This is a genomic window from Streptomyces noursei ATCC 11455, assembly GCF_001704275.1.
GTDB classification, from domain to species: Bacteria; Actinomycetota; Actinomycetes; order Streptomycetales; family Streptomycetaceae; genus Streptomyces; species Streptomyces noursei.
Genome location: NZ_CP011533.1, coordinates 9,144,780 through 9,158,710, shown reverse-complemented (window position 1 = coordinate 9,158,710; position 13,931 = coordinate 9,144,780). Strand labels below are relative to the sequence as shown.

At 70.3% G+C, this 13,931-nt stretch carries 15 protein-coding genes; 7 read left to right on the top strand and 8 right to left on the bottom strand.

The window, feature by feature from the left end; genetic code table 11:
• Nucleotides 1–112: 112 nt before the first annotated feature.
• Genes SNOUR_RS39385 through SNOUR_RS39375 form a run of 3 tightly spaced genes read left to right on the top strand, consistent with a single transcriptional unit; the run spans nucleotide 113 to nucleotide 3,025 of the window.
• Complete coding sequence (locus SNOUR_RS39385; RefSeq protein WP_067356892.1) at nucleotides 113–709, top strand: GNAT family N-acetyltransferase; 597 nt, start codon at nucleotides 113–115, stop codon at nucleotides 707–709.
• A complete protein-coding gene (locus tag SNOUR_RS39380; protein ID WP_312635447.1) occupies nucleotides 706–1,734 on the top strand; it encodes a C45 family autoproteolytic acyltransferase/hydrolase in 1,029 nt (342 codons plus the stop codon). Before SNOUR_RS39385 ends, SNOUR_RS39380 begins: the two co-directional genes overlap by 4 nt.
• 34 nt (nucleotides 1,735–1,768) lie before the next feature.
• Entirely contained in the window at nucleotides 1,769–3,025 is a 1,257-nt protein-coding gene (locus tag SNOUR_RS39375; protein WP_067356890.1) for a cytochrome P450, read from the top strand.
• A 55-nt stretch (nucleotides 3,026–3,080) separates the two neighbouring features.
• Here SNOUR_RS39375 and SNOUR_RS46690 read toward each other — a convergent pair whose 3' ends face one another.
• Both SNOUR_RS46690 and SNOUR_RS39370 read right to left on the bottom strand, forming a co-directional pair.
• Nucleotides 3,081–3,251 carry a hypothetical protein gene (locus SNOUR_RS46690; RefSeq protein WP_159426024.1) on the bottom strand — a complete coding sequence of 57 codons (171 nt, stop codon included), beginning with the start codon at nucleotides 3,249–3,251 and terminating at the stop codon, nucleotides 3,081–3,083.
• Nucleotides 3,252–3,289: 38 nt separating this feature from the next.
• Entirely contained in the window at nucleotides 3,290–4,051 is a 762-nt protein-coding gene (locus tag SNOUR_RS39370) for a sulfite exporter TauE/SafE family protein (protein WP_099055894.1), read from the bottom strand.
• Between the two features lie 84 nt (nucleotides 4,052–4,135).
• On the opposite strand from SNOUR_RS39370, the gene SNOUR_RS39365 reads away from it, so the two are divergent.
• A complete protein-coding gene (locus SNOUR_RS39365) occupies nucleotides 4,136–5,086 on the top strand; it encodes a LysR family transcriptional regulator (protein WP_067356885.1) in 951 nt (316 codons plus the stop codon).
• Nucleotides 5,087–5,463: 377 nt separating this feature from the next.
• Here the strand turns inward: SNOUR_RS39365 and SNOUR_RS39360 are convergent, their stop codons facing one another.
• Complete coding sequence (locus SNOUR_RS39360) at nucleotides 5,464–5,877, bottom strand: DUF4345 domain-containing protein (protein WP_067356884.1); 414 nt, start codon at nucleotides 5,875–5,877, stop codon at nucleotides 5,464–5,466.
• Between the two features lie 92 nt (nucleotides 5,878–5,969).
• Between SNOUR_RS39360 and SNOUR_RS39355 the strand changes: the two genes are divergently transcribed.
• The 3 genes from SNOUR_RS39355 to SNOUR_RS39345 all read left to right on the top strand — a co-directional run bounded on the left by SNOUR_RS39355 (nucleotide 5,970) and on the right by SNOUR_RS39345 (nucleotide 8,278).
• The gene (locus SNOUR_RS39355) at nucleotides 5,970–6,599 is read left to right on the top strand and encodes a TetR/AcrR family transcriptional regulator (RefSeq protein WP_067356881.1); all 630 of its coding nucleotides are present in this window, start codon (nucleotides 5,970–5,972) and stop codon (nucleotides 6,597–6,599) included.
• 159 nt (nucleotides 6,600–6,758) lie between these two features.
• Nucleotides 6,759–7,715, top strand: coding sequence for a serine hydrolase domain-containing protein (locus SNOUR_RS39350; RefSeq protein WP_159426023.1), 957 nt, complete (start codon nucleotides 6,759–6,761; stop codon nucleotides 7,713–7,715).
• A 206-nt stretch (nucleotides 7,716–7,921) separates the two neighbouring features.
• Nucleotides 7,922–8,278, top strand: coding sequence for a hypothetical protein (locus SNOUR_RS39345; RefSeq protein WP_067356877.1), 357 nt, complete (start codon nucleotides 7,922–7,924; stop codon nucleotides 8,276–8,278).
• A 43-nt stretch (nucleotides 8,279–8,321) separates the two neighbouring features.
• On the opposite strand, the gene SNOUR_RS39340 is transcribed toward SNOUR_RS39345, so the two are convergent.
• From SNOUR_RS39340 to SNOUR_RS39320, 5 genes are read right to left on the bottom strand one after another with little or no spacing between them, the layout of a single operon-like run.
• Nucleotides 8,322–9,764 carry an MFS transporter gene (locus SNOUR_RS39340; RefSeq protein WP_067356874.1) on the bottom strand — a complete coding sequence of 481 codons (1,443 nt, stop codon included), beginning with the start codon at nucleotides 9,762–9,764 and terminating at the stop codon, nucleotides 8,322–8,324.
• Entirely contained in the window at nucleotides 9,761–11,056 is a 1,296-nt protein-coding gene (locus SNOUR_RS39335; protein WP_067356871.1) for a hypothetical protein, read from the bottom strand. Before SNOUR_RS39335 ends, SNOUR_RS39340 begins: the two co-directional genes overlap by 4 nt.
• On the bottom strand, nucleotides 11,053–11,835 hold the full coding sequence (locus SNOUR_RS39330; protein ID WP_067356869.1) for a creatininase family protein: 783 nt from the start codon (nucleotides 11,833–11,835) through the stop codon (nucleotides 11,053–11,055). Before SNOUR_RS39330 ends, SNOUR_RS39335 begins: the two co-directional genes overlap by 4 nt.
• Nucleotides 11,832–12,731 carry a beta/alpha barrel domain-containing protein gene (locus SNOUR_RS39325; protein ID WP_067356867.1) on the bottom strand — a complete coding sequence of 300 codons (900 nt, stop codon included), beginning with the start codon at nucleotides 12,729–12,731 and terminating at the stop codon, nucleotides 11,832–11,834. The genes SNOUR_RS39330 and SNOUR_RS39325 overlap by 4 nt, the downstream gene beginning before the upstream one ends.
• A 1-nt stretch (nucleotide 12,732) precedes the next feature.
• Nucleotides 12,733–13,248, bottom strand: coding sequence for a TIR domain-containing protein (locus tag SNOUR_RS39320; protein WP_067356865.1), 516 nt, complete (start codon nucleotides 13,246–13,248; stop codon nucleotides 12,733–12,735).
• Nucleotides 13,249–13,931: the final 683 nt, after the last annotated feature.

The window sequence follows — 13,931 nt, the reverse complement described above, 5'->3', positions numbered from 1 at the left end:
CCCCGACGGCGGCACGGCTGTCCCTGCCCTGCTCCGCGCAAGTCCCTCTCCCCCGCGAGCGGGAGGCACCCCACTCCGCCCCGAGCGGCGGAGCGACCACGGAGGCATCCAGATGAACTGGCACGAACGCGCCGCGACCGTCCTGGACGACGGCGTCGTCCGCCTGCGGCCGATCACCACCACCGACCGGGAGGGCATCCGGTCGGTGGCCATGGACCCGGCCATTTGGCGCTACTTCGTCGCGCTGGTCACCGATGAGGCGTCCTTCGAGACCTTCTTCGACACCATGATCGCCGACCATGCCGCCGGCCGACGCGTCGTCTTCCACATCACCGACCTGGCCACCGGCCGCACCGCCGGGTCGATGAGTTACGGGAACCTGTCGGAGGCCGACCGCCGGCTGGAGATCGGCTGGTCCTGGCTCGGCCGGGACTTCCGCGGCGCGGGAATCAACCGCCATGCCAAACTCCTGCTGCTGCACAACGCCTTCGAACGGCTGGGCGCCGAGCGGGTGGAGTTCAAGACCGACCAGCGCAACGAGCAGGCCCGCCGCGCCCTGCGGAACATCGGCGCCACCGAGGAAGGCATCCTGCGCAGCTTCAACCCGATGCCGGACGGCACCCGTCGCGACGCCGTCTACTACAGCGTCCTGCGCGGCGAATGGCCCTCGGTGCGCGAACGGCTGACCGCCCGGGCGGCCGCGCGGTGACAACGCCCCTGCCGGTGGCGCACGTCATCGCCCACGGCGAGCCGTACGCCGCCGGCTTCGCGCACGGCGCCGCCCTCAAGGAGCAGCTGCGCGACTTCCTCGACGACGGCGTCGCCCGGCTCAACCACCTGCTGCCCACCGCCGTGTCGGTCGCCGGCCTGTCCGGCACCCTCGCCGCCCACCGGGCGGAGATCACCCGTGCGACGCCCCACCTGGCCGACGAGATCACCGGACTCGCGGCCGGCGCCGGGCTGACCCTGGACGAGGCCACCCTGCTGCAACTGCGGCGCGAGATCATGGGATACCAGCGGATCCCCGCCCGCGGCGACTGCACCACCTACGCCCGGCCGGGGGTGCTGGCGCAGACCGTGGACCTCAACGGGAATCTCGACGACCGGATCGCGGTGCTGGAAGTCGGCCACGGCGACCGCAAGGCCCTGGTGCTCAGCTTCGCCGGACTGCTCGGCTACCTCGGCGTCAACTCCCATGGCCTGGCCGTGGGTTTGAACCTGGTCCTGGGCGGGCGCTGGGGTCCGGGCGTCCCGCCGTACCTGGCCATTCGCCACCTCCTCGACACCGCGACGTCGGTGGAGTCGGCCATCGCCGTCCTGCGTGCGCTTCCCCTGGCCAGCTCCCGCACCCTCGTCCTCGCCGACGCCACCACCACCGCCTGGGTGGAGGTCATCGGCGACGAGTACCGGGTGCAGACGGGGCGGGAGTCGGTGCACACCAACCACTTCCTCGCCCCGGACTTCACCCCCCGGGACGAGCTGAACGTCTTCGCCCGAAACTCCTCGCTCCGTCGGCTCCAGGCAGCCGAGACCGGCCTGCGGGCCCTGCCCGCGGACGCGCATCCCGAGGAGCACTTCGCGGTGCTCTCCCGACCACCGATCTGCGTCGGCGACGACGGCGACATCCGCCGGGAGCGCACCGTCTGCGCCGTCGTCCTCGACACGAAGAACCGCGCGCTGTGCCTGCGGCCGGGCGACCCCCGGCTGTCACGAACCCTGTCCTTCGCCCTCTGATCCGCCCCACCGGTTCGAACTGGAGGTCAAGCCCGTGGAAGACCTGCCCCGCCGCGCCACACCGGACGACCTGTCCCGGGTGAATCTGGGGGACCCCCAGACGTTCGCGGACCACGACCTGAGCGACTACTGGCGCACCCTGCGGGCGAGCCGGCCCCTCTACCGGCATCCCGCGGTCGGGAACAGCCCCGGCTTCTGGGTGCTCAGCCGCTACGACGACATCGTCGCCCTCTACCGGGACAACACCACCTTCACCTCGGAGCGTGGCAACGTCCTGATCACCCTGCTCGGCGAAGGCGACTCGGCGGCCGGACTGATGGTGCCGGTGACCGACGGGCACCGGCACAAGGAGCTGCGCAACGTGCTGCTCCAGGCGTTCTCGCCACGTGTGCTGAGCCGGATCGGCGAGCATGTCCGCCGGACCACCCGGACGCTGCTGGCCGCCGCGGTGGACCGCGGCGCATGCGACTTCGCGCTGGAGGTCGCGAGCAAGGTCCCGATGGCCACCATCTGCGATCTGCTCGGCATTCCCCCTCAGGACCGGGACTACCTCCTCACCCTGACCAAGTCCGCCATCAGTTCGGACGACCAGGGCGAGTACTCCGAGGCGGCCGATGCCGCCCGCAACAACATCCTGCAGTACTTCCTCGGCCTGGTGGAGGAGCGCCGCATCGCACCGCAGGACGACGTGGTCAGCGTGCTGGCCAACAGCACCATCGACGGCGAACCGCTCAGCGAGGACGAGATCGTCCTGAACTGCTACAGCCTGATCCTCGGCGGGGACGCGACCAGTCGCCTGGCGATGATCGACGCCGTGCACAGCTTCAGCGCCAATCCGGACCAGTGGGCCGCGTTCAAGAGCGGCGAGGTGTCCGCCAAGCAGGCCACCGAAGAGGTGCTGCGCTGGGCCTCGCCGACCATGCACTTCGGCCGGACCGTCGTACAGGACACGGAGATCCACGGCACCCCGATTCCGGCGGGCGACGTGGTGACGGTGTGGAACGTCTCGGGCAACCGTGACGAGCGGGTCTTCGCCGACCCGGACCGGTTCCTCATCGACCGGTCGCCGAACAAACACATCGCCTTCGGACACGGCCCGCACTACTGCATCGGCGCGTACCTGGCGAGGGTGGAGATCTCCGAAATGCTGCTCGCGCTCCGCGACTTCACCACCGGATTCGAGATCTCCGGGCCGGTCCAGCGGATCTACTCCAACCTCCTCACCGGGATCAGCAGCCTGCCGGTGCGCTTCGAACCGGTCTCGGCCGAAGTGGAGGAACTGGTGCTCTGAGACACCCGGGTACACCGCGGGCGACCGCCTTCCCCTCGGGCCGGCGGTCCCCTGCTCACTCCGTCGTGAGCACCAGGAGCCCGATCCCGACGAGTACGACGAGAACGGTCAGCAGCACCTCGCCCGTGAGGCCGAGCAGGAGCGCGAGGACCAGAGCACGCACGGCGAGGTGCCGCTGTACCCGGACGCCGACGGACGGTGTGCCGGACGACGGTGGGACGACCATCTTTCTCCTCCGAGCGGGTCAGGAGCGCTCCCGCGTGGTCAGCCGCGCAGGAAGTACATGACCGTCATGATCACGGCGATGGCCAGGATGATGCCCCGCAGCAGTGCGGCGGACAGCCGGCGGGCGAGGTGGGCGCCGGCCCAGCCGCCGACCACCGCGCCGATCAGCATGGCCGCGAGGATGAGCGGAGCGCTCAGTATGTCCGAGGCGAAGAGGAACAGTATGCCCGCGCTGAGGAAGACGGCCGCGAGCTGCACGACCCGCATCGGGTTGCTGGCCGCGGCGTCGAGTCCGAGTCCGATGCTCCACAGCGCAAGCATCGTGATACCTACGGCACCGCCGAAGTATCCGCCGTACATGGCGAGGAAGAACTGACCGATCAGGACGGCTCGGGAGCTCATGCTGACCGGGCGGCCCAACAGGGCGCTGAGCGCCTGCGGGAGGCGGCGTCCGAAGGCGAGGATCAGGGTGGCGGTGGCGAGCAGCCAGGGCGCCGCGGCGTCGAACGACGACGCCGGCAGTGCCATCAACAGGCCGGCGCCGACGCCGCCGCCGACCATGCTGACCACCGTCAGCGCCTTCGTGGACGCCCCTCCGACCGGGGTGAGTTCGCGTCGGTAGACCCATGCGCTGGCCACCGCGCCCGGCACGAGGGCGACCCGGGACAACGCGTTGGCGGTCACCGGTGGCAGGCCGAACGCGACCAGGGCGGGCAGCGCGACGAACGTGCCCCCACCGCCGATGGCGTTCAGGGCCCCGGCAGCGACGCCGGTCAGAAGAACGAGCAGAGTATTGATCACAGCCCCGAGCATCGCCCCGTGGCCAGTGCGTCCACAATGCGTAATCGGCGTACCCAGCCTAAGGCTGCGCCGTAGGCTGAGGCGATGCGCTACGACCTGGACGACTTACGGCTCTTCCTGCACATCGTGACCGAGGGGTCGATCACGGCGGGCGCCCACCGGATGCACCTGAGTCTGCCCTCGGCCAGCGCCAGGGTCCGTTCCCTGGAACACCACGCCGGTGTGCCGCTGCTGATCCGCGGCCGGCGGGGCGTGCGGCCCACACCGGCCGGGACGACCCTGGCGCGGCACGCACGGGACGTGCTCGCCCAGACCGCGCGACTCGAAAGCGCCGTCGCGAGCTACACCCGCTCCCCCACCGCTCCCCTGGTCCTGCTGGGCGGCGGCTCCGCGATGCACCGGCTCGTCCCCCGAGCCCTCGTCTCGTTCCTCCGCGCGCACCCGGACGTCGATGTCACGGTGTCCGAGAGCCGCACCCCCCAGACCGTGCGGATGCTCGCCGACGGGGCGGCGGACCTGGGGGTGGTCCTGGACGACGAGACCCGCGACTGCGGCCTGCACATGGAGCCGCTCGGCGACGACTCCCTCGTGGTGATCGGCCAGGCCGGTGGCATCCTCGCCGGGCGGACCGCGCTGACCTACAGCGAGGTCGCCGAGCACCCGCTGATCGGGCTCAACGCCGATTCCTCGCTGCGCCGTTGGATCGAGCGACACCTCGTGCCGCACGCCCCGGTGGTGCGCTACCGCACCACCGTCGCCAATCTCAACGTCCTCGTGGCCCTCGCCGCCGCCGGCGTCGGACTCGCCGTCGTACCGCGGCCCGTCATCGACCCCGACCAGCCACTTGAGGTGTGCGCACTGCAGGACCCCTGGGCCCGCCGCCACCACCTGCTGGCCTGGGGCGTACGGGACCACGCCGCCTCGACGGCCGTCGCCTCACTCGCCGAACACCTGCGCCACGCCGCCCTCTTCGACTCCGCCTCCGGCAGCACACCCGCGGACCCCCGCACCCGACGCCTCCTCCACGACGGCTGACCGACCGCGGCACCGCGCCAGGGCCAGGGCTAGGGCCAGGGGGTGGGCGCTCCCGGCCGCGCCGCCCCTCACTCCCTCTGTGGTGGGTGCAGGTCCACTCCCCCCGTGCATTTGGGGCAGTGGGACCGGACTTCCACGATCGACTGCCGTTCCCGACCGGTGAACTGAAGGGGCGTGCAGCAGCGATCACATGCCACGGTCTCCTGGTCGTCATGCCACGACTTGGTGGCGGACTTGAGGATCCGGTTGATGTAATCGCCCACTTCGCGACTGCTCATGCGCTCACCGTAACGATGACCAAGTGGCAGCAGAACCTGAAGAGTTGTTCCACCGGAGTGGGCCGCTGCAGAACCTGAGCACCGTGCGGCACGCACCGTTCACCGTCCGGCGGGCACGGTCTCCGCGCCGCCGTGCAGCGCCCGCTCCTCCGCGGCCGCCAGCCAGAAGAAGACGGGCGGCAGGCCGAGTTCGATCACCGCCAGCGGGATCTGGAACCAGTGCGGCCAGCCGTACAGGGCGAGCGAGAGCAGCCGCCCCGCGCCACCCAGCAGGAGGACGCCGGCCAGCCACCGCACTGCCTGCGCCGGAATGGGCCGCTGCCGCGCGGCCCAGAGCCAGGCCAGCCCGTAGCCGACGAAGCTGGCCCCCATGAACCGGCCCCAGCTGTCGACCGTCGTGCCGGCGGAACCCGCGCCGGGGATCGCCGCGTTGCCGAGCAGTACGTGGTACAGGCCGATCAGCACGCAGGCCCAGCCCGACAGTTGCGTGAGCACCCGCAGAGTTCTTGCCATGACCCCTCCCAACCCGTGTCGGTGAAGCCTTAGTTGACATGTGTCTACTAGATTGGGTGCGCTAGTAGACACATGTCAAGTAGTCTGCGTTCGTGTCTCCCCGCCAACGACTGAGCCCCGCCGACCGCCGCGCCCAGCTCCTCGCCGTCGGAGCGCGGCTCTTCGCCGCGCGCCCGTACGACGACGTGCTGATGGAGGACGTCGCCAAAGAGGCCGGCGTCTCCCGGGCCCTGCTCTACCGCCACTTCCCCAGCAAGCACGCCCTCTTCGCGGTCGTCTACCAACAGGCGGCGGACCAACTGCTCGCCGACACCCGGCTCGACCCGGCCGACTCCCTGGTGGAGCAGCTCGTCCAGGGGATGGACGTCCACCTCGACTACTTCATCGCCAACCGTCAGGCCGTCCTCGCCGTCAACCGGGTCCTGGCAGGCGACCCGGTGATCCAGTCGATCATGACGAACGAGTTGGACGCACTCCGTACCCGGCTGCTGGCCGTGGTCCCGCTCGCCCAGGAGAACGCCCGCGAGGCGGTCTCCGCCGTTCTGAAGAGCTGGCTGGTCTTCGTCCAGGTCCTCTGCGTCGACTGGCTCACCCGCGAGACCTGCACCCGCACCGAGCTCCGCGACAGCTGCATCGGCGCGCTGCTCGGCGCGCTCCGGCCGTTGCTCGCCGACGACCCCGCCCGAGGGTGGCCGCCACAACGGCCCGACGCGGACGCCTAGTTCGGAGGGTCCCACCGCGCCGTCGAGCGCGCCTTCCCGGCTCCTCCGGTTCGCCCGTCTCCGGATCCGCCACCCGGGGCGTCCCCCTGGCCGGTGACACCCCGCCCGTCGGTCCGGAACGCCGCCAATACCATGCGCACTGTGAATCTTGATGAGCTGATGGCAGCACAGACAGGTCTTCGCGATGTCCCGGCGATGGCGGCAGGCGTCTCCACCGCGGGCGCACGCATCACGGCCACCCGCGGACCGGTCGCGGTGACGGCGGATTCGTGTTTCCGGATCGCGTCGTTGACGAAGGTCTTCACCTCCGCGACGCTGGTCCGCACGCTGCGGGACCAGGGCATCGCGTTGGACACCCCGGTCATCGAACTGCTCCCCGACCTGGCACCGGACTGGCGGGCCGACCCGAGCCTCACCGTCGAGCAGATCCTGGGTCAGGTGTCGGGGCTGCGCGAATCGGTGGACGGAGCGACCGTGGCGGCGCTCGGCGACGGGGACGGCGCGCTGCTCGAAGCCGCACGGCTCGTGGTCCGCGCCGGGAACGAGCGGGAACCCGGCGCACGGTGGTCCTACTACAACGGCAACTACTTCCTGGCCGGTGCGCTCCTTGCGGCCCTGAGCGGCACGACGTACGAGAGCGCGTTGCAGGATCGGCTCCTCACCCCCTGGAGCCTGGCACGAACCGGCTTCGAGACCTCGCCGGCGTCCGTCACCGGGTGGGACGGCACGACCGAACTCCCGCTGGTGCGCTACCCGCGCACCCGTCGGCCCAGCGGGGGCCTGTGGTCGTCGGTGTCGGAGCTGCTGGCCGTCGGCGAGGGCCTGCTCGCCGACCGGGACCTCCTGGAGGAGATCCGTCGGCCGCGCACCCGATCCAACGACCCCATGACCTACGGGCTCGGTTGGGCACTGGGGCCGTCGGGTCAGATGTATCTCAACGGGCGGCTTCCCGGCTACCGGGCCGCCATGGTCCTCATACCGGACCGGGACCATGTGAGCGTGGCCCTCGCCAACCAGCAGAGCGCCCTTCCTGCAGCGGCGCGAGTGCTCAGCGCGGCGCAGCAGCCCCTGACCGGGGACGACCTCGCCGAGGCGATCGACGACTTCGCGGCCTGAGCCCTCGGGTGATCAGGCCCGGGCATCGTCCGGGCTGCGCGGCAGGCCCGCGACGGAGCCCGGGACTCCTTCGTCGCCGGCGCGGCCGACCGGTTCCTCCGGTTCGGCCGCCCGGCGTCCTCGGGTACGGGTCGTCGTTCGCGCCCGGAAGCGTGCCCGGTCAGGGCGGTCGAGGTGGGCGGGCCCCGACCTGGCACACTCGTCAGATGGGCGAGAGCACACCACCGGGTTGGGACGGTCCCTGGTACCGCGTCCGCACGGAGCAGTTCGAGGCCGCGTTCCTGCCGGATGCCGGTGAGAACCCGGAGACCGTGGACAACGTCGACGTCGAAGTGCGGCTGCGGGACGGCTCGCGGTGGAGTGCGACCCTGTTCACCGTCGCCCAGGTCGAGGTTCTGATGAAGCGCTGGGCCGCGAGCGGCGAGGCGCTGGGAGGCTGCTCCTTCTGGTGCCCGGACGGACTGATCGTCCGCGACGCCGGCATCGGCAACATGACCCGGGTCCTCACCGGCCTGATCGAGAACGGCGAGTTCAGGCAGGTCCTCCGCCGCCTCGACGACTGACCGCCGCCGGCCGGAGCGCCGGGCCCCGGACGGGAACGACCAGCTACTCGGCGGCCTCGGGCGAAGTGTGGGCTGCTGGTGATTTCGGGGTGGCCAGGAAGACCGTGGCCAGGGTGAGGGCGGCGGCCAACCACGTGGTGGTGTGGAACGCCTCGGCGAAGGCCCGAGCCGTTTCCGGGGAGTCACCGGCTTCCAGCGGGGACGTCGACACGCCTGGGGGGAGCGACGAACGGTAGGCCACCGCGGTGACCGTGCCGAAGATGGCGATGCCGAGGCCGGCGCCGGCCTCGTAGGAGACGGACTCGATGCCCGCCGCGGCGCCCGCCTGGGAGGAGGGCGCGGTGGCCATGATCAGGTTCGAGGCGACCATCTGGACCAGCCCATGACCGAACCCGATCAGGGCCAGGCCGACCGGGACCACCGTGCCGGAGGCGACCAGGACGTACCCGGACGCCGCGAGCAGCAGGCCGGCGGGCACGTCCACCCGCGGTCGCCCCAGACGAGAGAGGACCACTCCGCCCACCGGGCCCGCCACCGTCGCGGCCACCGGCATCGGGATCAGATACAGTGCGGCGCCCTCCGCCGACAGTCCCTTGACGAACTGCAGGTACTGCACCAATTGAAGTTCGAAGCCGACCATCACCAGCACCGGCAGCACCGAGGCCACCACGCCGGCACGCAGTCCGGGCAGCCGGAACAGCGACAGGTCCAGCATCGGGTGCGGCAGGCGCTGCTGCCGTCGCACGAACAGGACCAGTGCGGTCAGGCCCAAGGCGCCCGGCAGGGCCAACTCCAGTGCGCCGACGCCGTCGTGGGTGAAGGCGATGATGGTATAGGCGCAGCCCAGGAACCCCACGATCGAGAGCAGGGGCGAGGTGGCTTCCCAGGGTTGCCGTTCGGACTCGACCTGGTTGCGCAGCAGCAGCGCCACTGCGGGCATGGCCAGCGCCACGATCGGCAGGTTGACCAGGAAGATCGAACCCCACCAGAAGTGCTGGAGCAGGAAGCCGCCCACCACCGGCCCCAGCGCCGAGGCTCCGGCGGCGACCGCGCTCCACGCCCCGATGGCCACCGCGTGGTCGCGTCCGTCGCCGAAAGTCTGCCGGATGAGCGCCAGTGTGGCCGGGATGATCATCGAAGCGCCGACCGCCAGCAGCGCCCGGGCACCGATCAGGGCCAGCGGCCCCGGTGCCATCGCGCACAGTACCGAGGCCGCGCTGAAGACCACCAACCCGGCCAACAGCAGCCGCTGGTGTCCGATCCGGTCGCCCAACGGACCGCTGACCAGCACCAGTCCGACCATCAGGAGCGAGTACACGTCCACTGTCCACAGCATTTCGGGCGGGGACGCGTGCAGTTCGTGGGCGAGAGTCGGGACGGTGATGGTGAGGATGGTGACGTCCATGGCCGCGGGCAGGAAGCACAACAGCACCACGGCCAGCACCAGCCAGCGCCGGGCCCCGACCACAGGCGTCGTGCTGGTCACCGGTCGAGGCCCAGGGCCGTCCTCGCTCCGACGATCAGATCGTGCAACTCGGCCAGGCTTGAGGCGTAGAACATGCAGCTCAGTCTGCCAGTCGGCAGATCCGTCAGCTCGGTGGGAACCACTCCCCGGGCGGCGTGTCGGGGCGAGGCCACCAGCCGTCCGAGCAGGCGCAGCACTTCCGGCAGATCCAGCCCGGCCGGAAGTCCGTAGAAGTCGTAGTTGCCGACCGCGTGGGTGTCGAGGTAGTCCGGGCCGATGAGGTGCTCACCGAATTCGTGCACATGACTCGACCCGGTGCGACGGGCGTTGAGGTCGTGCATGTAGACGACGCCGTCGCGGGCGATCGCGTCGATGCCGAAGCGCCCGCGGTAGCCTCGCCGTTGCATCTCCTGGGCCAGCCGGAGTCCGCCCTCGGTCAGCGGGCGGTACCACCATCGGTCGCGCAGTTCCCGCGCGGTGACGTTGCCGCGCAGATGGGTGGCGCCCTCGAACAGCATGTCGGTGGTGTAGCACAGGTGGGGCGGGGCGTCGGCGGGCACCATGTACTCCACGGACGGGAAGCCGATGTCGCCGTCGAGGAACTCCTCGACCACCACCGGATCTTCGTCGTAGAACCTGCTCGCCGCCAGGCGCTCGGTGATGTCGTCGTCGCCCGGCCGGAAGATCAGCAGGCCGAGGCTCGCCTCCCCGCGGTCCGCCTTGACGATGCACGGCGTGCCTGTCGTGAGCATGCCCCGCACCGCCTCGGGCACCTCGTGTTTCCCGGAGCAGTGCGTACCGGGCGGGATGCGGCAGGGCCCGTCGGTCATGCCGAGGTCGGTGGCCAGGTCGCGCAGACCGGTCTTGGTGTCCAACAGATCGCGCAGGCCCTGCTGCGGCGAACTCTCCGGCAGCTCGACCACCACGCCGTGCCGGGTGCGCAGGACCTCGACGAACCGCCACAGGTCGGTGGTGGTGGTGTGCGGGATCAGCCGGAGTCTGCGGCCCGGCCCCGCGTACGCGACGACTGCGGCCATCAGCCCGGGGTCGGCGAGCGTGTCGGCGAACAGCGAGCCGGTGCGGACCGCCGGACTGAGGTTCACCACGCCGTCGAGCCCCAGGAACTTCCGCTGCCAGTCCAGGTCTCCGATCGGTTCGTAGGTGATCAGCATCTTGTCCAACGGCCCCCAGAACAGGGCCTGGTCCTGTTGGGCGTAGCACTCCGAGAGCAACGCGTCGACGTCGTCGGCACGGACGGCGAAGTCGTGCAGCGTGTCGACGGCGTTGCACACGCAGAGGGTGGGTGTGGTCATGTCTTCTCCTCGCGCAGCAGTCCCTTGCCCTCGGACATCAGGGCGACCGCGGCCGAGACCACGTGCCGGAAGAGTTCCTCGCCCAGGGCGGCGGTGGCGTCCGAAGTGCTGGACAGGACGCCTTGGTTGGTCGTGCGGTCCACATCGACGGGGTGGAGGTAGATGCCCGGGCGGGGCGGGTCGGCGTGGTCGGGCCGTGCCGTCCGGACCAGGTCCGGACGGAGGTGGAGCATCAGGCTGGTCTCGGTGATCCCCGCGTGCTCGGCGTGCCATCCGGGGAAGAGCGGTACCCGCCCCGCCAGCCAGTCCGCGTCGACCAGGCTCCACCAGCTCAGCGCGATGAACTCCTTGCCCGCGGCGACCGGCCGTCGGCCCACCTCGTCGAGGGCCTCGAACAGGAACGGCTCGTTCTCGAAGTGGCCGTTGACGATCAGCAACCGGCGCCACGGCAGGGCGCACAAGGACTCCAGTGCGTCCTCCAGGAAGCCCAGCAGGGACCGACCGCGCACATGGACGGTGCCGGGAAACGCCAGTCCTCCCCCGCTCTGCGGCAACGACCGCGCCGCGATGGACTGCGCCGGTAAGGTCAGGGCGTTCAGCTCGTCGGCGATCTGCCGGGCGAAGGCGTCGGCCAGCAGCGTGTCCACGGACAGCGGCAGGTGCGGACCGTGCTGTTCGATGGACCCCACCGGCCACACCACGGTCCGCCCGGCGGTGGCCGCCAGGACCTCGGCGCTGCTCAGGTCGCACAGTGGCGACCCGGTCGATCGGGGGGTCATGACCGCACCTGCCCGGATCGGTCCGCTCCGACGACGGGTCCGCAGCCGTGGTCGGTGTTTCCCGATCCGGTGGCCTCGGCCACGATCCGGGTGAGCGTGAGGTTCATGTCGGTGTGCAGCGCGGTGTAGACCTGGACCGCCACCGCGCCGACGCCCAGATAGTCGTGGACGTCCCGGCCCGACTGCACGCCGCCGGAACCCATCAAGGGCAGGGGGAACCCGGCGCTGCGCAGCTTCCACAGTGAGGCCAGTACGAGTGGCTTGATGCCCGGCCCCGAGTAGCCGAACACACCGCCGAGGCGGAGGTCGCCGGTCTCCGGGTGCACGGCGGCGGCGGGCAGGGTGTCGCTGATGGTCACCGCGTCCGCGCCGGCTCGGGCGGCGGCCAGCGCCCGGGCATGCAGGCCCTCGCCGCTGGCCAGCTTGACCGAGAACGGCACCCGGGTCGCGGCGCGGGTCGCCGCGGTGTAGGCGTGCACCCGCTCGGGAGCGTCGTCGAGACCGTCCTTCTCGTTGAGGCAGGAGATGCCGAGCTCCAGTGCCCGGCAGCCGGCCGCCTCCACCTGGGTCGCCAACTCGGCCAGTTCCGCGGGGCTGTCGGCGTGCAGCGACGCGATGACCGGGAGCCGGTCCCGTGCCAGGTCGTGCAGGATGCCCACCCAGTGGTCGACGGACCGTTTGGAGTAGGTGGTGCTGTTGATCATTCCGGTGGGCAGGCGGATGATGCGCTCGTCCAGGCCCGCTGGCGGGTTGGGGTGGATGGTCTTGGTGACCACGGCGCCCGCGCCGGAGTGCAGCAGTCTGCGGATGTTGCGTTCCTGGTCGGTGAGCAGGCCGGAGCCGACCACGACCGGATTGGCCAGGTCCATCCCCAGCAGACGTGTCGCGGTCGCCATGTCAGACCGCCGTCCTGGTGCGGCCCAGCGCCGCGAGCACGCCGTCGACGAGCAGTGTCGGGTCCGCGGCGATCTCTTCGGCGGAGAAGAACGTGGCGACGGCGACCTGGGCGAGCCCCTTGAGCAGGTGACTGGCGGACTCGGCGAAGGGTTGGTCGGTGATCCCCACGATGGGGCGGCCCAGTGCGCTGGCCCACCCCAGCTCGATGTGCGTGCCGTCCGTGCGCAGCAGGGTGCCGTCGAGCACCGGCAGTACCGGCACGAACACATCGCACTCGCACATCCACGCGTAATCGCGCACGGACACCTCTTCGGGGGTGAACGAGGCGGTGTCGGCGCCGAACCGCTCCGCCACATGCGCGGACAGCACGGTGGCGCCGGCCTGCCGAGACTGCTCGATGGTCCGGCTCAGGCATTCCCGAATCGGCGTCGCCATGCCGCCGGGCACCAAGGCGTGCTGGATCGGACCGCCGACAAAAAGGGTGACGCCGCACAGGGCGCCCGGGGAGACACTCATGAGTTTTCATGGCTCCTTCGAAGAGACCACCGACGGCCACGCGATCAGGCGCAATTCGACCATCGGAAAGAGAGGGGAATGGGCAGCGCAATCACATGATGCGCTTGCCGTGCATCACAGGGGATTCCGGGCGTGCAACCCGGCGGTGTCACCGGGCGCCCGGATACCCGTTGCCCACCCGTCTCGCACTGCGCGTCCATCAGGTAGGCAAATAGGCGACTTCAGGCTAGTCAGGGGCGATTCATCACCACAAGCGCCATCTGAGCCAGGTGGAAATATGTGACAAATGGCGCAAAACGTGCATACCAATCGACCCGAAACCCCGCTCAACCACCTCCGGCGAGGGCCCTTCGCGCTGGATCCACGGGCGCCAGGGGCAGGTCGAGGGATTCTGTTCCACAGATATATCCACCGCCGAACACGAGCGGCCGAAACATCACCGAACTCATGTGCAAAGCCCTTACCGGCACCGGAACTCGAACGCAAATGGCGAGTAAAACCGGAGACCGCATTGACAGGTGAAGGGAGCCTCATCTAGCTTCGATAAGCGTGAATGGCAGGTACCGCCTTGTCTCCGATCGGGGCCGGCCCGCCTCCGGCCCGAATGCCGCCGCGATCTCATCTTCCTTTCCCACATTCCGGATTCCGGCCGTGGCCTTTTGGCTGAACCCACCCAGAGGGGA